The organism is Streptomyces sp. NPDC059355 (assembly GCF_042752335.1).
GTDB lineage: Bacteria > Actinomycetota > Actinomycetes > Streptomycetales > Streptomycetaceae > Streptomyces.
Window position 1 is genome coordinate 78,318 of the sequence record NZ_JBHYXN010000006.1, and the last position, 21,012, is coordinate 99,329.

A 21,012-nucleotide genomic window follows, 5' to 3' on the forward strand; every position below is an offset into this window, starting at 1 on the left:
GAGCGGCAGCTCAACCGGCCAGGTCGGGTGCGGCAAGCAGGGCTGGCCGCCTGGTGAAGGGAACTCTGAGACACGGGAAACGGTGCCGTTTCTCGCCGTCAGGCACCCAGCGAACTTCATTGCTACAGTCGGACTACCGCCGCGGAGTCGACCGTTGTTCGGCTACGAGGCGACTGGTGAAGCCTTGGGAGCGGAGGCGCTCGTACGCCGCCAAAACAGCGGGCGGAACGTCCTGCTGGATCAAGAAGCCCTGCCCTGGGTAGATTAGCAACCGCTGCTGCGCGCCTACGAGCATGTCGAAGACCAGCCGGGGGTCCTGTATCGAATCCACATACTCCGCGAGCGTCATCGGTGCCGATGCGCTGACCAACTTCACTTCCGGCCACAGCTTGCGGGCTGTCGCGTAAGCCCGCCGCTCCTCGTACGGCTTGGTAACCAACAGCACCGACTCGACTTGGACGCCCCGGTCTTCGAGCAGCGACCGCGACAAAACGATGTTCTCGCCCGTGTTGCGAGCCTGCGGCTCCACGAGGATGGCAGACGCGGGTACGCCCAGTTCCACCGCGCGCTCGCGGTAGTGCTCCGCCTCCCCGCGGGGCATCCGCTGGCGGGTCGTCCGGCTCGTGGCGCCGGTGAAGACGATCAGCGGCATCATGCCGCGCTCGTAGAGGTCAACTGTGAATTCAGCGACGCCCAGGTCGTGACTTCCGAGCCCGATGGCCACCGAGCAAGGCCGCAGCTCGTGGTGCATCTGTTGGAAGTCCCAAAGCCGCTCAGCAGCGGCCCAGTTGTGCGCAGAGATCACGGTGTTGCCTCCCGTGCCGAGTCGGGGACCTGGAAGTCGTAGGCCCAGGCGAAGCGGGTAGCCGCGTGCAGGCCGACGGCGAACTCGACGACGGTGCCGTCCGCCGTATACGTCGTCCGATGCAGTTCCACGACCCATTCACCAGGCGCCAGCTGAAGGAGGGCCGCCTCCTCGGACGTTGCAGCCCTGGCAAACAGCTCCTCACGCATGTGGTCGATCTCGTAACCCGCGTCGTAGAGGACTCGGAATCCGCCACCCCGGCCGGCAGGACCGGGGGTCGGATCCACGATGCGGGTTCCCTCGACGTGCTCGGGCCGGTAGTAGCTGGTCAGGGTGTGCGTCGGTTGGTCGCCTTCCTTCACGAGCCTGGCCCTCGCGTACACCTCGGCCCCCTCCGGAAGTCCGTGCGCCGCTGCCACCAGCGGCGGCGCCGGCACGCGGCTGACGCTCTGCGTCTGCTCACCGCGCTTGTACGCGCGGCCCGACGCGACGCGGTCGGCGATGAACGCCACCTCGTCGCCGTCCCGCCACTTCGCCTTGTCGTACCGGGCGATACCAAGGCGCTTCAGCGGGGTCTGCTGCCGCACTACCGTTCCGTGTCCCCGTGAGGAGATCACCAGGCCCTCGGCTTCGAGTGCTTTGTACGCCGCGTGGACCGTGGACTTCGAACCCTCACCCGCATCCACCAGGTCCCGGATGTGCGGTAGCTGCTGGCCAGGAGCGTAGTCGCCCCGCCCGATCTGTTCGGCCAGCTTGTCAGCCAGCTCTCGCCACTTGGGTGCCACGCGAACTCCTCTCGATGAGTCCAGTCAAGCACAGTCCCAGGACTGTTGACAGTCCTGGGACTGCGGGTCCATAGTCATCCACAGAAGTCCGCAGTCCTAGGACAGCGGACCAGAGAGAGGCCTTCTTTGGGCTGCTCTCGGCGCCCGGAGAGCTCGTGAGACGGCTCCAAGGAAGCGGTTGGTCATTGAGAACTGAACAGTGGACGAGGTATCCGTCCCCCTCTGAGCGGGCGGCGTGCGCGGGTTCCGTCCTCGCGTACGGATCAGCGCCACCCAACCACTCCGCCGCCTGACCGGGCTGCGGCCGGTTGCCTCCTCCGCCCGTCCGACGCCCTTTCGCCGGACGGACGGGGTCGAGGGGAGCCGGAGGTTCCGGCCCCGGAAGGGGTTCGAGATGGACAAGAAGCTCGCCGCGGCGATCCAGCGGGACAACGAGCTGGAGGACGCCGGCATGCACGGCGACGACCGTAAGACCTGCTGGACCCACCAGAGCTGGACCCAGGACTGCGCGGACCAGCCGTTCCACACCAGGCCGAGCGTCAGCCACTACCCGCGCCCGGCCTGACCTTCCCGCCTCAACGGCGTGCGGCCCCGGTGCTCGAACACCGGGGCCGCTTCGAGCCGTCCACCTGCTAGGGAGAACACGACTCATGAAGCACATCGCCGCACTTCAGAACCTCGTTACCCCGTGGTCGGACGGCTTGGAGCCGTCGGACGCGGAGCTGGACGCGATCGAGACCGAGATGCCGCTGGTCCTGGCCGAGGTCGAGCTGCTGGACGCGCTGATCGCCCAGCTCGACCGGACGTCGTCCGAGTTCGACGCCCGCCGGATCCGCCGGGCCCGCAACCGGGTGCTGGACGCCCGGCGGGACCTGGCCAACCGCGCCAGTCGTACGGAGTCGGGGGACGCGGCATGACGCACTCCGCCCGTCTGACTAACTCTCCCTTCGGGGAGTGGGAGCTCTACGTAGTCACCGACGGCCTTTGCCAGGGCTGGCCGACATACAAGTTCCACCGCATCCAGCCGATCCCGACGCTCGACGAGCGGACTGCCGCGATGGCCCGCCTGGGCTACGAGGCGGCCGACGAGGCCAGGTGGGAGTGGCTGGAGATGGACAACGGCGACGCGGGCGACGTCGCCCTCCTCGCCGCGTTCGACGTCTGCCCGATCGGGGACTCCTCATGAAGCGCGACCCGAGGGTTCTCCTGGTGCTGGCCCTGGTGGCCGTGGTCGGCATGGCTTTCCGGGTGTCCTGGAACGCGCTGCGGGATGTGGCCCGCGCCATCGGCGCGGACACCACGGCCGCGACGCTCTACCCGTTCGTCGTGGACGGCCTGATGGCCCTGGCCCTGGTCGCGGCCCTCGTCCTCACCGACCAGGCCCGCAAGTTCGCCCTCAACGTCCTCGGCGCGTACACGGCCGCCTCGCTGGTCCTGAACTACGTACACGGACTCGTTCCCGCACTCCACGACCACACGGTGGACTGGATGCGGCTGGCCGCGTGGGATCCGGCGAACTATGCGCTCGTCCTGCTCGCCACCAGCCTGCCGGTCGGGTCCATCTACTTCGGCTCCGACCTCGTCGCCAAAGTCCTCCACCACCGCCCCGAACCGCCGGAACCCGCACCGCACGGGGAGCGTGCGGATTCGTCCGCACGGCATCCGCACACCCTCGAAACGGCCGACATCGACCGGGAGCCGATCCCGGTCCCGCAGACGGCGCACCTGCCGGTGCGGGAGGCGTTGCCGCAGCTCACCACCCATGCGGACGGTGTGCGGGCAGACGATCCGCACACCCCGCACGCCGTCCCTGCACACCCCGCACCCACCGACGCGCACGCAGTGTCCGAGGACGTGTTCGAGGAGGCGGAGCTGGATCGAATGCGGCAGGACGCACGCCGTGCGTACACCGAATCCGCACAGGCCGCACGCCCCCTCTCCGCCCGTGCCCTGGGCGAGGCGTTCGGCATGAGCGAGTCCTGGGGCCGCAAGCAGATCCTCGCCGCCCGCCAGGACGACGACCGGCCCCACCTGACCGCCGTCCCGGCCAACACCGGCTGATGACCAGCCTCCCCGTCTACCGGTGGCGCCTCGCCCCCGACGGACTCGCCACCCGCCGACAGCTCCGCGCCCTCGGCCTGCGCCCCGGCGGTCAGGACGTCGTCGCCCAGCTCGAGCGTCCCCGCCGCCGGCACGGCCCACTGGTCGCCTACCTGTACCGGATCGAACTTGCCGTGCCGGTGCGGCCGATGACCCCAGGCCGGTGGGCGGCTCTCGCCCTGGCCGATGCCGCCCGGCGCCGGTGCCCGGTCTGCCGGGACCACCTCCCGTACGTGATCCCCACCTCCCGCGGCATGTGCAACGCCTGCCACGACTGCCACGGACAGTGCGTCGCCTGACTGCTCCGCCCCGAAAGGAGGAACCACCATGTCCGGAATCGACTGGGACGAGGAGTTCACCCGCCTGAACACCGAAGCCCCTGAGAAGCCCAGCACGTCGTCCAAGTTCTCCGCCAAGATCGGCAAGCTCGGCGGGGTCCGCCGCAACACTGCCGCGCTCGCCGTGTGCGGCACGATCGCTGTCCTCGCGGTGTGCGGCACGGTCGTGGCCGTCACCAGCATGCAGGGCGAGCAGGCCGTCCAGGACCGTGCCCGGGCCAAGGAGAACGCCGCGAACACCCTGGTCGAGGCAGAGGCCGACAAGCAGCGGGCGCAGACCGAGGAAGCCGCGGCCAAGACCCTGTACGAGCGGGAGATGGCCGTCTACCTGGAGTGCATGAAGGTCCGGGCGGCGGCCGTCGCCAAGGCCGCCTCCTGGGAGGTCTCGAAGATCCCCGCCTGCGCCGCCCCGACGCTCGGCGGCGGTACGGCCCCCAAGGCCAAGGAAGAGGCCACCGGGTCCGGCGACTCCATCACCTCCGGCCCCTGGCTGTGGGTGGCGCTCGTCGGCGGCGGCGGACTCATCGCCTACAAGAAGCTCTCCGCACCCTCCGGTTCCGGTGCGGTAACCCCCGCGAACGACAAGGGATTCACCTTCGAGAAGGGTGCGTGAAATGACGCTCCAGTTCTTCGCCCTGGCCCTGTTCGTGTGGGCCCTGTTCTTCACCTTCAAGAAGACCAAGGGAAAGCAGATGGCGATCTGCCTGATGCTGATCGTCTCCGGGATCTTCCTGCCGTACACGCCGTTCAGCACCGAGATCCGCAGCACCCTCGAATCGGTCTTCAACACGGCGAACACCACGGTCAGCAACATCGGAACGTCACGCTAGGCGATCTCCCGCACTGGTTACCGGTTACCGGTTACAGCCCACAGACGCCCGGTTCTAACCGCCCAGGGGGCCCGAACCGGCGTCCGCAGGGCCTGTAACCGGTAACCGGTAACCGCCTCCAACTACAGAGTGTCACTGAAGGAGGGTCGTGGAACTCCTCGTTCTCCTCGCCATCACCTACCTCGTCGGCGTCGACAACACCCACGGCAAATACGAGAAGGCGGGAATCAAGAAGCCCCCACCGACAACGAAAGCCAAATGGTCGCCGACCAGGGCACCGGACACCTTCCGAAACGCCGCCTACAACGTCTCCGCGAAAACCCATTACGGACTCCTGGCGGGTGCGCATTGGGCCGGTGGCCTCCGGGATGGGTGGCGTTCCGCCTACCTGAAGAAGCCGGGCACCAAGCCTTCCGGTTCACCTTCCGCCCAGCCGCCGCCAGGGCCCTCCGCACCCACCGCGGGGACCACCGTGCCGCCCAAGCCGACCACACCCCCCACGGTCCCGCCGCCGAAGCCGACCACGCCCCCGACACCGCCGCCCACTCCGCCCACCGCCGCGCCTCCGTCGGGGCCGACGATCCCGCCGCCCGGCACGATCCCGCAGCCCCGCACCGTCACGCTCCCCGACCAGATCAGGAAGGACCCTGCGATGCAGCCCAACCCGCCCGTTCCCCACAGCGCGACCGTCGACGACAAGGGCATCCACGTCACCACCGCCAATGGGAAGAGCCGCACCTACAGCGGCGGAGAGGTCATCACCCTCACCCAGGTCATCGACCTCGCCGAAGGCGCGGCGACTCTGTGCCAGTCCAGCTCGGAGAAGTGCCTGGAGCTCGTGGACGAGTCCGCCCAGCTCGCCGCGGACTGCGACGTGCTCATCGCCGAGATCACGGAGAAGGACGTCGGCGCGAACCTCATCGGCAAGTGCGAGCACCTCAAGGAGCAGCTCGAGCTCCAGGCCGCCGCCGCCAAGAAGTTGCACGACCAGATCCAGGGCGGCGAGGAAGCCTGCCGCACCGCGTCGGCGAACGCCGAGGTCCGCCACGGCGGCATCTTCCGGGCCGTCGCGGACTCCCCGCTGACCAAGCCCGCCGAACGCGACTTCTACAACGCCCGATAGCCGAGGAGAGGCCAGCATGTCTGCCACCGAATCCCTCAAGGACGCCGCGACCTACGCGGCCCTGCGCGTCAAGCTCGCCTGGCTCACCCACCAGGTCCACGCCCACGCCGACACGGTCACCAAGCTCGCCTCTGACGTCGACGAGACGGCCGAGCAGATGCAGGACGCCGCCGAAACGATGAAGGCGCTGGCCGTGGACGACGCCACAACCGCCGAGTTCGCGGACGCCGCGCTGACCATGACCGGCGCCAAGGACGCAGCCGGCGCCTACACCTCCGCCGCCGACAGCGCGGCCGCAGCCGCCGACGACGCCAAGACCACCACCGAGTCCGACCACGGCGGCATTGCCGACGCAGTGGACACCTCCCCGGTCGAGATGGCCGAAGCCGCTTTCTACGCCCAGCAGTAAGGAGCGGGCCATGGGGCCGACCCGAGCACGGTTCATCCAGTACGCGCCCGCCGCTCTCGCCGTGGCATCCGCCACGGCCGGCCCCTGGTCCGCCCTCGCCGCCGCGGCGGCCGGAGCGGGGGCGTGGGCCATCGACGCCTCCGTCCCCGCCCTGCGCTCCCTGATCGCCTGCGGGATCACGGCCACCGGGTGCGGCATCGCCGCTCACCAGGTCCTCGCGAGCGGGATGAACCCGCTGTTCGCCCTCGGGCTCGCTGTCCCGGCCGGCGCGGCCGCCCTCGCCCACCACCGCAACACCGGCGAGCTTTCCGCGCTTCCTGCCACGGTCACGCCCGCGGCAGGGCAGAGCTCGCAAGCGCAGCTCATCACAGCGTGGTGGAAGGAGTTCATCTCCGGCCCCACCCAGACCGAGGGCCGCAAGCTGATCCAGCCCGGGGCCCAGCTCGCGCACCTCGCCATCGAGGCGGGGGACGACCACGTGTCGTTCACCGGGATCATCACGCTGCCCCAGGGCCAGCAGGTCCGGGTGAAGGCCGCGGACATCGCCTCCGTCTACCAGATCCCTGTCTCCCAGGTCGAGATGGGCGACCCCAAGCACTACGCCCCGAACGCACTACCGGTCACCGTGCACCTCAAGAAGGCGCCGCAGCAGCAGATCGCGGCAGTCGGAGTCCCGACGACGCCGGAGCAGCTGTGGGCCGCGTACGTGGGTGTACCCGAAGGTGCGATGCCCGGCACCACCCTGGCCCTGACCCGTTACGACGGGCCCCTGGACTGGGAGGGGATCGCCACCCGCGACCGGAAGGCGATCGGGGCCGTCAACATCCAGGACCTGGCAGGCAACCTCCACCTGTCGGCGATCCAGATCGCTCTGAGTCCCGCCGACATGCCCTCGCAGATGGGGGTGCGCGTGATGAAGGAGCACGCGCTGATGCACGGCACGATGCTCTCTGCGGTCGTGGACGAGCTGGCCATGGACTCGCGCGGATACGTCCGCCTGGGCACCTACATCGACGCCCGCGCTGCTCTGGTTCCCCTGGCCCAGCCGGGTTCCGGCGCCCGCCACCTGTACCTCGTGGGCGGCTCCCGCTCCGGGAAGTCCGGGGTGCTGGAGCAGGTTCTTCTGTCCGCGCACAAGTCGCGGATCGCGGTGATCCTCTCCTCCCCGCAGGCCGGCACCATCGCCGGAGCAGGCCTGGCCGCGTACTGCGGCGACGGCCTGGATGAGGCGATGGGCGCTCTGCGGCTGGCCTACGCGCTGATGCTCGACCGCGAGGCCCGCTACCGCTCCCCGGCCTTCCCCTTCACCGACCCGCTGATCCTGATCGTCATCGACGAAGCGCACATGCTGCTGTCAGTCTCCTCCCAGTACCACGCGGAGGCCAAGGCGATTGTCGAGCAGCTCACCCGCCGGGCGCTCAAGCGGGGGATCGGCGTGGTCCTGGCCACCCAGACCCCGCTCGCCGAAGACCTCGGCAACTCCTCAATCATCCGCTCCCAGCTCCTGATCGGCGGCGGCGCGGTGTTCCTGCGCTGCGCCAAGGGCCAGGGCTCCCTGGTCGGGGCGAACGCGGTCGAGGGTGCCGAGGGCATCGACCTGTCGAGGATCCCCCCGCAGTGGCCGGGCCAGTACGCCAAGGTCGCTGACCGGGACATGAGCGGCCTGGACACCGAAGCCGCCGCCAATCCGGAGGACGGCACGTTCGGCCTCGGCTACCTCCTCACCCCCGGATCACAGGCCGTCCAGTTCCGCTCCCTGCACCTGGACGTCCCGCCCATCGCCCTCGCCGCAGACACGACCCCCGTCGCCATCGAGGACTGCCAGGCCTGGCGCCACCGAGAGGCGATCACGCAGACCCCGATGGTCGACCAGCGCGGCAAGAACCTGATCGGCAGCCTCACCGACGTCCTCACCAAGGCCCAGCAGGGCCCGCCCCTTCAACAGCAGCGGGCCCAGACCGAGCCCGCCGCCCCTTCGGACGGACAGGAGCTGATCAAGCCGCGAATCCTCGAACTCCTCCGGGAGGAATCCATCCCCATGACCGCCGAGACCATCGCCCGAAAGCTCGGCACGTCCGCCAAGAACATCAAGCCGCGCCTGTCCGAGCTGAAGAAGCGAGACGAGATCACCAACGAACACGGCCTCTGGAGGGCAGCATGACCACCCGCACCCAGACCCACTTCACCTCGATCGACCAGAACCTGTACGCGAAGGCATTCCAGCTCCTCGACCCCACCCCGGAACCCGTCGCTCCCGCACCGGTTTCCGTCATCCTCGCCGCCGCCCTGCCCGTGCACCGGCCCGGCGCCGTGGAGAAGACGCTCAGCGACGCCCTCGCCTTCCTCGACACCCACGGCTGGGCCAAGTACCGGCTGATCCACCCCGAGGGCGCCCGCTGCTCCATCGGCGCCCTGCGCGCAGCCGCCGGCAACCGCAACGCCGCATACCGGGACGCCGGGAAGCTCCTCCTGGACGAAGCCCGCCGCCAACACGGCCAGCACTGGGAGGCGATCCCGGCCTGGAACGACGCCCACACCGGAGCACAGGTCCGCAGCGTGTGGGAGGCCGCCATCCAGCGCGCCCACCACTCGAACATCTGAGCTTGGAGCCACCTGTGTCGTTCTCGTTCACCGACCCCAAACCGGACAACGACCGCGCGTTCTCCTTCACCGGACCTGCGGACGTGGAAGAGAAGCTCCAGACGATCACCGACATGGCGCACGAAATCCTCCGCCTCGTCGCCGACGTGCGCAGCCAGATCCGCAGCTGAGCGCCCCGAGCAGACACGACGAGGGCGGCTCCGTCTCGCCAAAGTCCGGGCCGCCCTCATCTCCCAGTCCGTGCAACAGACCTTCGGAGGTCTCCAGCATGACCCAACCCACCCACATCCGGCGAGACCCCACCGCCCACCGGCCGTTACTCCTGGATGCGTTCTGCTGCCAGGGCGGCGCCGGCATGGGCTACCACCAGGCCGGGTTCGAGGTGACCGGCGTCGACAAGGACGCCCAGCCCCGCTACCCGCTCGCCTTCCACCAGGGCGACGCCATCGACTTCATCCGCACCTTCGGCTCCGCTTTCGACTTCATCCACGCCTCCCCGCCCTGCCAGCACGACACCGACTGCCAGCGCATCCAGGGCAACACCCACCCCGACCTGATCGGCCCGACCCGCGAGGCGTTGAACGCGACTGGGCGCCCGTGGGTGATGGAGAACGTCCGCGGGGCCGCCCACAAGCTGCGGGAGCCGGTGATGCTCTGCGGGGCCATGTTCGGCCTGCGGACCTACCGGCACCGGTACTTCGAGACCGGCGGCGGCTTCACCCTCACCCCGCCCCCGCACCCCGCCCACACGGCGCCGCAGGCCAAGATGGGCCGCCCCATCCCCGAAGGCTGGTTCGGGCAGTTCGTCGGCAACTTCTCCGGCGTCCCCCACGCCCGCCGCGTGATGGACGTCGCCTGGATGACCCGCGACGGCATCCGCGAATGCATCCCCCCGGCCTACGCCCAGCACATCGGCGCCCAAGCCCTCACCCACCTGGCTACCGGGGCGGTGGCTGCATGAGCGCCACCGCGCACCTGCGCACGGCTCTGTGGCTCGCCGGGACCGGCGTGCCCGTGCTGCCGCTGCGGGCCGGGAAGGGGCCCATGGGCAACTGCGCCTCCTGCCGTGACACATCGTGCGGCGGTCGGCCGAACATGCAGACCCCCGGCCCCTGCACCTGTCCCCGCCCCTGCCATGCCTGGGCCGCAGCCACCACCAGCCCCGGCGTCCTCTCGTCTGCTCCATGGGCTGGTGCGTGGCGGCAGGCTGCCGCGGTGGGCTACCACCCCGGCGGCGCCGGGCTGACCGTCGTGGACCTCGACCACGCGGACGCGGTGGCCTGGGCCCGTGAGAACCTGCCCGCCACCCGGACGGTGGCGACCACCCGTGGGGAGCACTGGATCTACCTGGGCACCATGCGCTCCGTGAACGGCGTGCGGGACGGCATCGACCTGAAGTCCACCGCGTCCTACGCCCGGTGGCGCGGCGTCGGCACCGGCACGATGCAGCCCCTCCCGGACACCGTCCGCGCACTGGCCGACAAGACCCCGGCCGTCGCACGCCCGGCCGGAGGCACCGTCACCGTGCCGCGGCTGGCCGGGGGCGGGAAATGCCCGCACCGGTCGCCGGTGTACTTGGAGCGGGGGATCGCAATGGCGGAGCAGCGGATCACCGCCGCGGCCAGCGGGGTGCACGCCACGGCGTACCGGACGTTCCTGGCGGTGCTGTCCGCGCACGGCCGGTGCGGCTGCCTCACCGAAGCCCACATCGGCCGCCTGTTCACCGCCGCGCAGGCCAAGGGCGAGTCGGTCCGTCACTGCACGACGGCCTGGTCCAACGCTGCTGCCGCTCTGGGGATGTGACATGCCCGAGGACGAGAAGAACCCGGCGGCCCGCGAGGTCATCACCGAATACGCGCAGGCCCACTTCCGCTACTTCCGCACCGTCGACGGCACCGTCTACGCCCAGCGCAACGGCCACCCCGTCGCCCGCCCGATCCGCTCCCAGGGCACCACCGGAAGCCACCGCCAGGAACTCATGGTCGGCCTGTTCAACGACGGCCGCGGCGTCTTCAACGGAACCGCGATGAAGGAGGCACTCGACTTGATCGAAGCACTCGCCCTCAGCCAGGACGTACAGCCCGTGCACATCCGCGTCGCCCCCGGCTTCGACGGGGCGACCTGGCTCGACCTGGGCCGCGACGACGGCCAGTCCGTCCGTATCCACCCCACCGGCTGGGACATCCGCGTCCCCGACCCCCGCGAGGTCTGCTGGCGGCGCACCCAGCTCACCGGCGAACTCCCCCTCCCCGCCAAGGACACCGACGGCAAGGGCATCGACCTGCTCATGCGCCTGGTCAACTTCTCCAGCGCCCAGAGCGAGGGCCTGGCCCTGGCCTGGCTCATCGGATGCCTCGGCCCCGACGCTCCCGTCCCCGCCCCCTTCCTCACCGGCCCCCAGGGCGCTGGCAAGTCCACCGCCGGAAAGATGCTCGTGCGGATCATCGAAGGCATGAGCGGAGACCTGCGCCGCCCGCCCAAAGACGAGGAAAACCTGATCACCGCCGTCGCCGCCGGATGGATCACCGGCCTGGACAACCTCTCCCACCTCGGCCCGGACCTCTCTGACCTCATGTGCTGCATCGTCACCGGCGCAGAGAACATCAAACGCGCCCTGTTCACCGACGGCGACGTCGTCCGCTCCCGCTACCGCCGCCCCCTCCTCCTCACCGGCATCGACGTCGGCGTCATCCGACCCGACCTCGCCGAACGCCTCCTGCCCCTGCGCCTCGAACGCCCAAGGGTCCGGCGCACCGAAGAGGAGCTGTGGACAGAGTTCGCCGAGTCGCTGCCCGTGATCCTCGGCTCCGTCCTCGACCTCGCCGTCAGCGTCCGCGCAGCCCAAGCCGACATCCCCACCGACCTGCGCATGGCCGACTTCGCCCACCTGTGCGCACAGCTCGACGCCGCCCGCAGCCTCGGCGCACTCGACTCCTACCGGGCCAGCCTGGACGACCTCAACGACGACGTCATCGAGGGCGACCTCCTCGCCCAGACCGTCCTCAAGCACGCCGCCGGCAACGCGGTCCGGATGACGTCCGCCGAGTGGCTGCACGCCCTCACCCAGCTCTACACCGGCGAGGACTTCCGGCCCCTGCCCAAGGGCTGGCCCACCACCGGCAAAGTCCTCTCCGACCGCCTCAAGCGCCTCCAGCCCGTCCTCGCCGCCCGCGGCGTCCTCGTCGACTGGGGCCGCACCAAAGCCGCCCGCTACATCGAAATGACCCGCCCCGAGCCCCCGCACGACGAGCAACAGCAGCTCTCCTAGCCGCGCGCCGCACCGGGGCGCCCGCACAAGCAAGAGGAGCACCCCCCGGCGGCGCCCGGTGCTCCTCTTGCACTTCGGCGGCCGCGCCGCCGCCCAAAGGGCGCGCCGCTACGCGGCTCCTTCTTCGCTCTAACGCGCACACAACAACAGACACAGCCCCTCTCTTTTTCCTAAGTAGAAGGACGCTGCGTCACCTACGTCACCGAGGCACCAAAAACCCACCCTGACCTGCACCGACAAGGGTGACGCAGAGCTCCAAATCCTGCGTCATCCTGTGTCACCTGCGTCACCCCATGACGGACGGCTCCGTCACCGGTGACACAGCCCCCAAAGCCCTGCGTCACCGATTCCCGCAGGTCAGCGCCCCGAATGACGCTGATGACGCGGTGACGCAGAAATCCCAGCCTCGGACACACGCGGACCGCCCAGCCCCTCCGGCCGCATACGGCCGTAGTGACCCCGCCCATCGCCGTGGAGGCACTTCGATGACCACCGCCGCCCAGTCCCCCTCCCCCGTCCTCTGCACCGTGAAGGATGCCGCTGCGCTCCTCAGGCTCGGCCGCTCCACCGTCTACGAGCTGATGGCTTCCGGAGAGCTGCCCTTCACCAAGCTCGGCCGGGCCCGCCGCATCAAGCGGGCCGACATCGACGCGTTCGTCGCCCAGCTCCCGCCGCAGTCCGTCTGATCTCAACGCAGCCAAAGGCGGCCCTGGGGACACCCCAGGGCCGCCTTCAGCATGGAGGAGTACAGAAGTACATGAACACCCGCAAGCCGAACATGGAATCGTCCATCTACCTGGGCAGCGACGGATGGTGGCACGGCCGCGTCACGATGGGCGTGAAGCCCGACGGAGGCCCCGACCGCCGACACCGCCGTGGCAAGACCGAGACCGCGGTCACCAAGAAGGTCCGCGAACTGGAGAAGCTGCGCGACGAGGGCCGGGCCACGAAGGCCGGGCGGAAGCCAACCGTCGCGGAGTGGATGGACACGTACCTGACCACCATCGCGAGCCTGAAGCTCAAGCCGCGGTCCCTGGACGACTACTGGTCGAAGACCCGCAACGACATCATCCCCGGCGTCGGGAAGCACCGCCTCGACAAGCTCGCCCCCGAGCATCTTGAGGTCATGTACGCGGCCATGCTGGACGAGGGGCACGCCCCGTCGCACGTGGTCAAGGTCCACCGCATCCTCTCCCGGGCCCTGAAGATCGCCCACCGCCGCCGGATCGTCAACGAGAACGTCGCCACCCTGGTCGACCCGCCGTCTGTGGACGAGACCGAGGCGAACCCGTTCTCTCGGGGCGAGTCCAAGGCGTTCCTCGCCGCCGCAGCGAAGCGGCCCACCTTCATGCGGTGGGCCATCGGCGTCGGCATGGGCTTCCGACAGGGGGAGGCCCTGGGGCTGCGGTGGCCGTACGTCGACCTGGAGCAGGGGCTGTTCCACCCCGCCTGGCAGCTCCAGCGCCTCACTTGGAAGCACGGCTGCAAGAACGCGCACGCCTGCGGCGAACGGCTCCACCGGTTTGATCCGTGCCCGCCCGACTGCTCGACGCACAAGGGCTACAAGCGCGGCTGTCCACAGCCCTGCACAAAAACCTGCCGCCGGCACGCCAGCACCTGCCCCGAGCGGAAGGGGGGCGGCCTGGCCTTCACGCGGCCCAAAACGAAGAAGAGCCAGCAGCCCGTACCGATCCCCCCGCCCTTCCTGCCCTACCTCCTGGAGCACAAGGCGAAGCAGGACGAGCAGCGACAGGCCGCCGGAGAGCTGTGGGAGGAGTGCGGCGCGGTGTTCACCCGGGCCGACGGCCGGCCGCTCGACCCTCGGGCCGACTGGGAGGAGTTCAAGGAGCTACTCGAGGAATCGGGCATCAGCGACCGGCGGCAGCACGACGGGAGCCGTCACACGGCCGGAACGATCCTCAACGAGTTGGGGGTGGACATGCCGACCATCATGGAGATTCTTCGTCACACGCAGATCAGCCAGACGCGGCGGTACGTGAAGGGGCGATCGGAGCTCTCGCGGGAGGCGATGCGCCGGATGGGCGAGGCGTTCATGCCTGGCCCCAATCCGGTGTCTGAGACCAGAACTGAGACCGAGAGCACCCGGGCGGCCCGTGCACGTCGGCGACGCAAGATCCGGTGAATAGCAAAAGCCCCAGGTCACGGCGAGTGAGTCCTGGGGCTTCTACAGAGCCGCCTTCGGGATTCGAACCCGAGACCTACGCATTACGAGTGCGTTGCTCTGGCCAGCTGAGCTAAGGCGGCACCGCTGGTTAGACAAGTGTTCCCTCGAAGAGGAGCTCTCATCAGCAGCGGCGCCAAGTCTACAGGCTCGAACGGGGTGCCCTGAACCGCATTGTGCGGGGTGGGGCATGTGTCACATACAGGGTGGATCCGGGCGTCACGTGCACTTCTTGCCGTCCTTGGGCGCGGTCCCCTGCAGGAGGTACGCGTTGATCGCCGTGTCGATGCAGGAGCTGCCGCGGCCGTACGCCGTGTGGCCGTCGCCGTCGTACGTGAGCAGGACTCCCGAGTCGAGCTGCTGCGCGAGTGCCTGGGCCCACTTGTACGGGGTCGCCGGGTCGCGGACCGTGCCCACCACCACGATCGGCGGGGCGCCCTTCGCGGTCAGGGAGCGGGCCCCGCCTGTGGCCTTGACCGGCCAGTACGTGCAGTTCAGCGAGGCCCAGGCGAGGCCCGCCCCGAACACCGGGGAAGCCTTCTCGAAGGAGGGCAGGGCCGCGTCCACCGCCTCCGGGCCTGCAAAGGCGGGCGGCTGGTCGAGGCAGTTCACCGCGGCGTTCGCGAACATCAGGTTCGCGTACTTCCCGTCCGGCTCGCGCTCGTAGTAGCTGTCGGCGAGGCCGAGCAGCCCGGACCCGTCGCCGTTCATCGCCGCCGTCAGCGCCTCGCGCAGCTGCGGCCACGCGCTCTCGTCGTAGAGCGCCGCGATCACCCCGGTCGTGGCGAGGGACTCGCCCAGCGGGCGGGCCGGGTCGCCGCTGGGCACGGGCTGGGCGTCGACCTTGCGGAAGAACTCCTGCAGCCGCTGCGCCACCGCCTCCGGGCCGCCCTTGCCGAGCGGGCAGTCGGACTGCTTCGCGCAGTCCTTGGCGAAGGAGCGCAGCGCGGTCTCGAAGCCCCCGGTCTGGTCCCGGTTCATTTCGAGGGCAGGACGGGAGGGATCCATCGCGCCGTCCAGGACCAGACGGCCGACCCGGCCGGGGAAGAGGTCCGCGTACGTCGCCCCGAGGAGGGTGCCGTACGAGGCTCCGACGTACGTCAGCTTCTCGTCGCCCAGCGCCGAGCGCAGCATGTCCATGTCGCGGGCCGCCTCGACGGTGGAGACGTGCGGCAGGACCCGCTGCGAACGGGCCTTGCAGCCGTCGGCGAACTCCTTGAAGGCGGTCACCAGCTCGGCCCGCTCCGCGGCGTTGTCCGGCGTCTGGTCCACCTGCGTGAACTTGTCCATCTGCGGCCCGGTCAGGCACTCCACCGGACTGCTGCGGTCCACCCCGCGCGGGTCGAAGGAGACCATGTCGTACTGGGCGCGGACGGATGCCGGGTAGCCGATGCCCGCGTACGCCTGGAGGTACCCGATGCCGGAGCCGCCCGGTCCGCCCGGGTTGACCACGAGCGAGCCCAGCCGCTTGCCCGGGCCGGTGGCCGGGCGGCGGGCCACGGCGATGTCCACGTCCTGCCCGGATTGGGGGTGCGCGTAGTCCAGCGGGGCCTTCATCGTGGCGCACTGGAACCCGGGGACACCGCAGTCACGCCACTTCAGCTTCTGCTCGTAGTACGGGCGCAGCGCCGCCGGGACCACGGGCGGAGCCGCCTGCGCGGCGCCCCCGGACGAGGAGGCTGCCGCCTGCAGGCCCCCCGAACCGGTCGAGGTGCACCCGGAGAGCAGCAGCCCGGCGGCTGCGATCACGGTTCCGGTGGTACGCAGCAGGCGACTGGTGTCCATTCTCGGAGCCTACGGCCTGCCGGGCGCACCGGCCGGGCGAGCGCACGCCGACCGGCCGCCCGCCGCCCGGGGCCCGCCGCAGGCCCGCCCGGAGCCCGCACCGCGCGGCCCGACCTCGCCGGATCGCTCATACGGGTGAAGCGGTCAACGCGGGCGCCGGCGAGGGCCGGTCAGCCCGCGCGCAGGGACATCGTCATCGCCTCGACCGCGAGGAGCGGGGCCACGTTGCGGTCCAGGGCCGTGCGGCAGGCGATGATCGCCTCGATCCGGCGCAGGGTGCGCTCCGGTCCGGACGCTCGGGCGATCCGGTCGAGGTCGGCCCGCAGCTCCTCGTTCGCGATCGCCAGCGAGGAGCCGAGCTGGAGGGCCAGCACGTCCCGGTAGAAGCCGGTGAGGTCGCTCAACGCCAGGTCGAGGGTGTCGCGCTGGGTACGGGTACGGCGGCGCTTCTGCCGGTCCTCGAGCTCCTTCATCACGCCCGCCGTGCCGCGCGGCATCCGGCCGCCCGTGCCCGCCCCGGCGCCGAGCGCGACCCGCAGGTCCTCGGTCTCCTTCACGTCGACCTCCTCCGCGACCTGCTTGGCATCCTCGGCGGCGGCGTCGACCAGCTCCTGGGCGGCCTTGAGGCAGCCGCCCACGTCGTCGATGCGGAGCGGGAGCTTCAGGACGGCGGCCCGGCGGGTCCGGGCGGACTCGTCGGTGGCGAGCCGGCGGGCCCGGCCGATGTGCCCCTGCGTCGCGCGCGCGGCGGCCGCGGCGACGGCGGGCTCGATGCCGTCGCGCCGGACCAGCACGTCGGCGACGGCCGCGACCGGCGGGGTCCGCAGGGTCAGGTGGCGGCAGCGGGAGCGGATGGTGGGCAGCACGTCCTCCAGGGAGGGCGCGCACAGCAGCCACACGGTCCGCGGAGCGGGCTCCTCCACGGCCTTGAGGAGCACATTGCCCGCTCCCTCGGTCAGCCGGTCGGCGTCCTCCAGGACGATGACCTGCCAGCGGCCCACCGCCGGGGAGAGCTGCGCCCGGCGGACCAGGTCGCGGGTCTCCTTCACACCGATGGAGAGCAGATCCGTACGGACGATCTCCACATCGGCGTGCGTGCCGACCAGGGTGGTGTGGCAGCCGTCGCAGAAGCCGCAGCCCGGCTCGCCCCCGAGGGCGCGGTCGGGGCTGGTGCACTGGAGCGCAGCCGCGAAGGCGCGGGCGGCGGTGGCCCGCCCGGAGCCGGGCGGGCCGGTGAACAGCCAGGCGTGGGTCATCTTGGACGCGGCGGGCGGCGCAGTCCCGGCCCCGACGGCGGTGACCAGGGCGTCGGCGTCACGGGCGGCGGCGGCCAGCTGCGCCTGCACCCGCTCCTGTCCCACCAGGTCGTCCCATACGGGCATCCCGCCCACCGCCTTTCACCGGCCGTCGTCGCCTTGGCCGTCCGTACCGCTCGTCCTGCTCCTGCCCGCCCCCAGTGTGGCGGGCGCCGCTGACACACCCCGTCAGCGGCGGCGCGGACCGCCCTCTTCGCCCTCGTCGTCCCGGCGCGTGCCGAGCAGCTCGTCCGCCAGGGTCGGCAGATCGTCGAGCGGGGTCTCCTCGGCCCAGGCGGGCCGCGGCCGGCCCGGCCGCGTCGACTGGTCCTGCCGGTCCTCCCGGCCCTGCCCGCCCGGGAGGCCGTCGGCTCCGAAGACCGGGAGCTCGCGCGTGGCGTCCTCGGCATCCCGGAAGATGCCCGGCGGCACCCGGTCGGCCGGGCTCTCCTCCGGACGCCGTGCCGTCGGCCGCTTGGCGGACCGGGCCGGGCCGGACGGGGCCTGACCGGCCGCGGGGCTCGTACGGGACGGGCGTACGGGAGGCAGCACCGCCGTCTCGTCGGTCGGACCGGCTGCCGGTACGGGCGGCAGGACCGCCGTCTCGTCCGCGGGGCCGGCCGGCGGAACGGCCGGCAGCACCGAGGTCTCCGCCGCCGGGTCGATCTTCGGCACCGGGACGGTCTGCGTCACGTCGTCCGGCTGGACGACCCGCTTGACCAGCGGCGTCTCCACGGTCACGGCGTCGTCCGGCAGCGGATCCTTGGTCATCGCCACCTTGGGCGCCGGAGCCGCCTGAGCCGGAGCAGGCGCCGCAGCCGGGGCAGGCGCCGATGCCGCCGCCGAAGCCGAAGCGGCCGCCGCGGCCTGCGCAGCCGCCGCTGCCGCCGAGGCCTCCGCCAGCCGGCGCGCCTCCTCGGCCCTCAGCAGGGCCTCCTCCGCCCGCCGCTGCTTCTCCAGCCGCCGCTCCTCGGCCTCGGCGCGCAGCCGGGCCTCCTCCTCCGCCTGCCTGCGCAGCCGCTCCGCCTCCGCGGCGCGGGCCTTCTCCTCGGCCTCCGCGCGCAGCCGCTCGGCCTCGGCCTTCAGCCGGGCTTCCTCCTCCGCGCGCAGCCGCTCCTCCTCCGCCTTGCGGGCGGCCTCGGCCTCGGCCTTGATCCGGGCGGCTTCCGCCTCGGCCTTCAGCCGGGCTTCCTCCTCCGCGCGCAGCCGCTCTTCCTCCGCCTTGCGCGCCGCCTCTTCCGCGGCCCTGCGCCGGGCGTCCTCCTCGGCCTTGCGCCGGGCCTCGGCCTGGGCGGCCACCTCGGCCTCCGAGAGCGGAAGCGTCCGGTCCAGGCGGTGGCGTACGACGGTGGTCACGGACTCGGGGTCCTGCCCGGCGTCGACCACCAGGTAGCGCCCGGGGTCGGCCGCGGCCAGCGTCAGGAACCCGGCGCGGACCCGCTGGTGGAACTCGGCCGGCTCCGACTCCAGCCGGTCCGGCGCCTCCGTGAACCGCTCGCGGGCCGTCTCCGGCGATACGTCGAGCAGCACGGTCAGGTTCGGGACGAGCCCGTCGGTGGCCCAGCGCGAGATCCGGGCGATCTCGGTCGGGGACAGGTCGCGCCCGGCGCCCTGGTACGCGACCGAGGAGTCGATGTAGCGGTCGGAGATGACGACCGCGCCGCGCTCCAGTGCGGGCCGGACGACGGTGTCCACGTGCTCCGCGCGGTCCGCGGCGTACAGCAGGGCCTCGGCGCGGTTCGACAACCCGGCCGAGGAGACGTCGAGCAGGATCGAGCGGAGCCGCTTGCCGACCGGGGTGGCCCCCGGCTCGCGGGTCACGACGACCTCGTGGCCCTTGCCCCGTATCCAGTCGGCCAGCGCCTCGACCTGGGTGGACTTGCCGGCTCCGTCCCCGCCCTCCAGGGCGATGAAGAACCCGGCGTCGGACGCGGCCTGCACCGGCTCCCCGCCGCGCAGTGCCTCGCGCAGGTCACGGCGCAGCGGTACGCCGCTGCGGTCGTCGGCCTTGGCGAGCACGACGACGGCGACCGGCAGCAGCAGGGCGCCGACCAGCATCAGGGTGAAGGCGGCCCCGCCGTGCGCGAAGACGACGTCCCCGGATGCCAGCCGGTGCGGGCCGATGGCCGCGGCCAGGGCCGGGGCCAGGACGGCTCCGATGCCCACGGCCACCCGTACGACGGCCTGCAGGTGCTCGGTGACCCGGGCCCGGCGGAACTCCTCGGTCTCCTGGTCGAGCAGGGTGTGCCCGGTGTTGGCGGCCACGCCTGCGGCGGTGCCGGCGAGCAGCGACAGGAACAGGACGGTCGCGGTGTCCGTGACCAGCCCGGTCAGCAGCAGCGCGAGCCCGGCCACCGCGATGGCGAGGGCCAGCAGCCGGCGCCGGGACAGCGCGGGCAGCACCTTGCCGGCCTGGGTGGCTCGGATGCCGACGGCGGTGCCGCCGAGCAGGGCCAGGACGAGCAGGGAGAAGGTGGCGGGGCCGCCGCCCAGGTCGAAGGCGTGCAGGACGGCGACGGCGGCCGCACCGGCCACGGCTCCGGCGACGGCGGCGCAGGCCAGGACGAGCAGTGGAATGGCCCCCGTACGCCCCTTCTCCGGGCGGTCCCCCGTCTTGGGGGCCCGCAGGCCCTCCAGCGGGGACCGCGGGCGCGGGGTCTTCGCGGCGGGCAGCACGAGCGGGAGCAGCAGCGACACGGACGCCGCGAAGAGGCCGGAGGCCACGTACGAGCCGAGGGCGGCCTGGTTCGCCGCGAACCAGTCCACGCCGAGGCCGAGGGCCTTGCCGACCAGGGTCGCGGCGAGCAGGACGGCTGCGGCGACGGGCAGCGCGGCGAAGGACGTGCGCAGATTCAACCGGCGCAGCGCGTCGAGGTGGTCGGGCAGCGGCCGTACGGTCGCCCCCTCGGGCGGCGGCGAGGGCAGCAGGGCGGGGGCCGCGCTGTCCTTGGCCAGGGTCCACAGCCGCTCGGCGACGCCGGAGACGAAGACGGTGGCCAGCAGCGCGGTCAGCGCCTGGGCCGGGATCCAGTCGAGCCAGAGCGGGGCGACGACGAACAGGCCGAGCCGGATGCCGTCGGCGCCGATCATCGTCCAGCGGCGGTCCAGCTTGCCGCCGGCCTCCTTCGGAGCGAGGAGCTTGGCCAGTGGACCGAGCAGGACGGCGCCGAAGATCAGGGTGGCAAGGATCCGGACGCCGAACACGGCGGCGATCGTGAGGGCCCAGCCCTGGTAGCCGCCGCCGAGGGTCTCTTCGGAGACGGCCGTCTGGAAGGCCACCAGCACCAGCACCAACAGGGCGAGGGCATCACCGATGCCGCTCACCAGCTGGGCGCTCCACAGCCGGCGCAGCCTGGGGGTGCGCAGCAGGGCGCGCACCGCACGCTCGCGGGAATCCGCGGCGAGGGCTTCGTCGTAGGTGGGGTTCGCGGGGGCGGTCACGACCGTTGGCTGCTCGGCTCGCGTCATCCGCCCAGCCTATCCGCTGCGCT

General features: G+C 71.4%; 22 protein-coding genes and 1 tRNA gene. 17 read left to right on the plus strand and 6 right to left on the minus strand.

Translation table 11 applies throughout. From position 1 onward, the window contains the following. Positions 1-133 precede the first annotated feature (133 nt). Both ACFXGI_RS08055 and ACFXGI_RS08060 read right to left on the minus strand, forming a co-directional pair. The gene (locus ACFXGI_RS08055; protein ID WP_384704615.1) at positions 134-805 is read right to left on the minus strand and encodes a YdcF family protein; all 672 of its coding nucleotides are present in this window, start codon (positions 803-805) and stop codon (positions 134-136) included. After that, positions 802-1,590, minus strand: coding sequence for a GntR family transcriptional regulator (locus tag ACFXGI_RS08060; RefSeq protein WP_384704616.1), 789 nt, complete (start codon positions 1,588-1,590; stop codon positions 802-804). The genes ACFXGI_RS08055 and ACFXGI_RS08060 overlap by 4 nt, the downstream gene beginning before the upstream one ends. A 394-nt stretch (positions 1,591-1,984) precedes the next feature. Here ACFXGI_RS08060 and ACFXGI_RS08065 point away from each other — a divergent pair, with 394 nt between their 5' ends. The 17 genes from ACFXGI_RS08065 (at position 1,985) to ACFXGI_RS08145 (ending at position 14,402) form a co-directional block, all read left to right on the plus strand. Continuing rightward, the gene (locus ACFXGI_RS08065) at positions 1,985-2,155 is read left to right on the plus strand and encodes a hypothetical protein (protein WP_384704617.1); all 171 of its coding nucleotides are present in this window, start codon (positions 1,985-1,987) and stop codon (positions 2,153-2,155) included. 85 nt (positions 2,156-2,240) lie between these two features. Next, positions 2,241-2,507: a DUF6284 family protein gene (locus tag ACFXGI_RS08070; protein WP_384704618.1), complete on the plus strand. Its 267-nt coding sequence runs from the start codon at positions 2,241-2,243 to the stop codon at positions 2,505-2,507. Next, positions 2,504-2,776 carry a DUF6303 family protein gene (locus ACFXGI_RS08075; RefSeq protein WP_376195315.1) on the plus strand — a complete coding sequence of 91 codons (273 nt, stop codon included), beginning with the start codon at positions 2,504-2,506 and terminating at the stop codon, positions 2,774-2,776. The genes ACFXGI_RS08070 and ACFXGI_RS08075 overlap by 4 nt, the downstream gene beginning before the upstream one ends. Next, positions 2,773-3,651: a DUF2637 domain-containing protein gene (locus ACFXGI_RS08080; RefSeq protein ID WP_384704619.1), complete on the plus strand. Its 879-nt coding sequence runs from the start codon at positions 2,773-2,775 to the stop codon at positions 3,649-3,651. Before ACFXGI_RS08075 ends, ACFXGI_RS08080 begins: the two co-directional genes overlap by 4 nt. Continuing rightward, positions 3,651-3,989: an RRQRL motif-containing zinc-binding protein gene (locus ACFXGI_RS08085; RefSeq protein WP_384704620.1), complete on the plus strand. Its 339-nt coding sequence runs from the start codon at positions 3,651-3,653 to the stop codon at positions 3,987-3,989. Before ACFXGI_RS08080 ends, ACFXGI_RS08085 begins: the two co-directional genes overlap by 1 nt. Before the next feature lie 28 nt (positions 3,990-4,017). Next, positions 4,018-4,641, plus strand: coding sequence for a hypothetical protein (locus ACFXGI_RS08090; RefSeq protein ID WP_384704621.1), 624 nt, complete (start codon positions 4,018-4,020; stop codon positions 4,639-4,641). A gap of 1 nt (position 4,642) precedes the next feature. Beyond that, on the plus strand, positions 4,643-4,858 hold the full coding sequence (locus ACFXGI_RS08095) for a hypothetical protein (protein ID WP_384704622.1): 216 nt from the start codon (positions 4,643-4,645) through the stop codon (positions 4,856-4,858). Positions 4,859-5,006: 148 nt separating this feature from the next. Continuing rightward, positions 5,007-5,981, plus strand: a complete 975-nt coding sequence (locus ACFXGI_RS08100; RefSeq protein WP_384704623.1) for a hypothetical protein — start codon at positions 5,007-5,009, stop codon at positions 5,979-5,981. A 16-nt stretch (positions 5,982-5,997) separates the two neighbouring features. Next, positions 5,998-6,390: a hypothetical protein gene (locus ACFXGI_RS08105; protein WP_384704624.1), complete on the plus strand. Its 393-nt coding sequence runs from the start codon at positions 5,998-6,000 to the stop codon at positions 6,388-6,390. 10 nt (positions 6,391-6,400) lie between these two features. Next, positions 6,401-8,551: a hypothetical protein gene (locus ACFXGI_RS08110; RefSeq protein ID WP_384704625.1), complete on the plus strand. Its 2,151-nt coding sequence runs from the start codon at positions 6,401-6,403 to the stop codon at positions 8,549-8,551. Continuing rightward, positions 8,548-8,991 carry a hypothetical protein gene (locus ACFXGI_RS08115; RefSeq protein WP_384704626.1) on the plus strand — a complete coding sequence of 148 codons (444 nt, stop codon included), beginning with the start codon at positions 8,548-8,550 and terminating at the stop codon, positions 8,989-8,991. Before ACFXGI_RS08110 ends, ACFXGI_RS08115 begins: the two co-directional genes overlap by 4 nt. A 2-nt stretch (positions 8,992-8,993) precedes the next feature. After that, a complete protein-coding gene (locus ACFXGI_RS08120) occupies positions 8,994-9,161 on the plus strand; it encodes a hypothetical protein (protein ID WP_384704627.1) in 168 nt (55 codons plus the stop codon). 98 nt (positions 9,162-9,259) lie between these two features. Next, positions 9,260-9,952, plus strand: coding sequence for an SAM-dependent methyltransferase (locus tag ACFXGI_RS08125; RefSeq protein WP_384704628.1), 693 nt, complete (start codon positions 9,260-9,262; stop codon positions 9,950-9,952). Beyond that, a complete protein-coding gene (locus ACFXGI_RS08130; protein WP_384704629.1) occupies positions 9,949-10,794 on the plus strand; it encodes a bifunctional DNA primase/polymerase in 846 nt (281 codons plus the stop codon). Before ACFXGI_RS08125 ends, ACFXGI_RS08130 begins: the two co-directional genes overlap by 4 nt. Before the next feature lies 1 nt (position 10,795). Then, on the plus strand, positions 10,796-12,259 hold the full coding sequence (locus tag ACFXGI_RS08135; protein ID WP_384704630.1) for an ATP-binding protein: 1,464 nt from the start codon (positions 10,796-10,798) through the stop codon (positions 12,257-12,259). Positions 12,260-12,744: 485 nt separating this feature from the next. Beyond that, positions 12,745-12,945 (plus strand): helix-turn-helix domain-containing protein, encoded by a 201-nt coding sequence (locus ACFXGI_RS08140; protein ID WP_384704631.1) that lies wholly within the window; start codon positions 12,745-12,747, stop codon positions 12,943-12,945. Positions 12,946-13,016: 71 nt separating this feature from the next. Continuing rightward, on the plus strand, positions 13,017-14,402 hold the full coding sequence (locus ACFXGI_RS08145) for a tyrosine-type recombinase/integrase (protein WP_384704632.1): 1,386 nt from the start codon (positions 13,017-13,019) through the stop codon (positions 14,400-14,402). 48 nt (positions 14,403-14,450) lie between these two features. Here ACFXGI_RS08145 and ACFXGI_RS08150 read toward each other — a convergent pair. The 4 genes from ACFXGI_RS08150 to tmk all read right to left on the minus strand — a co-directional run bounded on the left by ACFXGI_RS08150 (position 14,451) and on the right by tmk (position 20,989). Then, positions 14,451-14,524: transfer RNA gene (locus ACFXGI_RS08150), tRNA-Thr, on the minus strand. A gap of 136 nt (positions 14,525-14,660) precedes the next feature. After that, the gene (locus ACFXGI_RS08155; protein ID WP_384704633.1) at positions 14,661-16,226 is read right to left on the minus strand and encodes an alpha/beta hydrolase; all 1,566 of its coding nucleotides are present in this window, start codon (positions 16,224-16,226) and stop codon (positions 14,661-14,663) included. Between the two features lie 170 nt (positions 16,227-16,396). Next, on the minus strand, positions 16,397-17,608 hold the full coding sequence (locus ACFXGI_RS08160; RefSeq protein ID WP_384704634.1) for a DNA polymerase III subunit delta': 1,212 nt from the start codon (positions 17,606-17,608) through the stop codon (positions 16,397-16,399). 102 nt (positions 17,609-17,710) lie between these two features. Further along, positions 17,711-20,989: a dTMP kinase gene (tmk, locus tag ACFXGI_RS08165; RefSeq protein WP_384704635.1), complete on the minus strand. Its 3,279-nt coding sequence runs from the start codon at positions 20,987-20,989 to the stop codon at positions 17,711-17,713. Between the last annotated feature and the right edge of the window lie 23 nt (positions 20,990-21,012).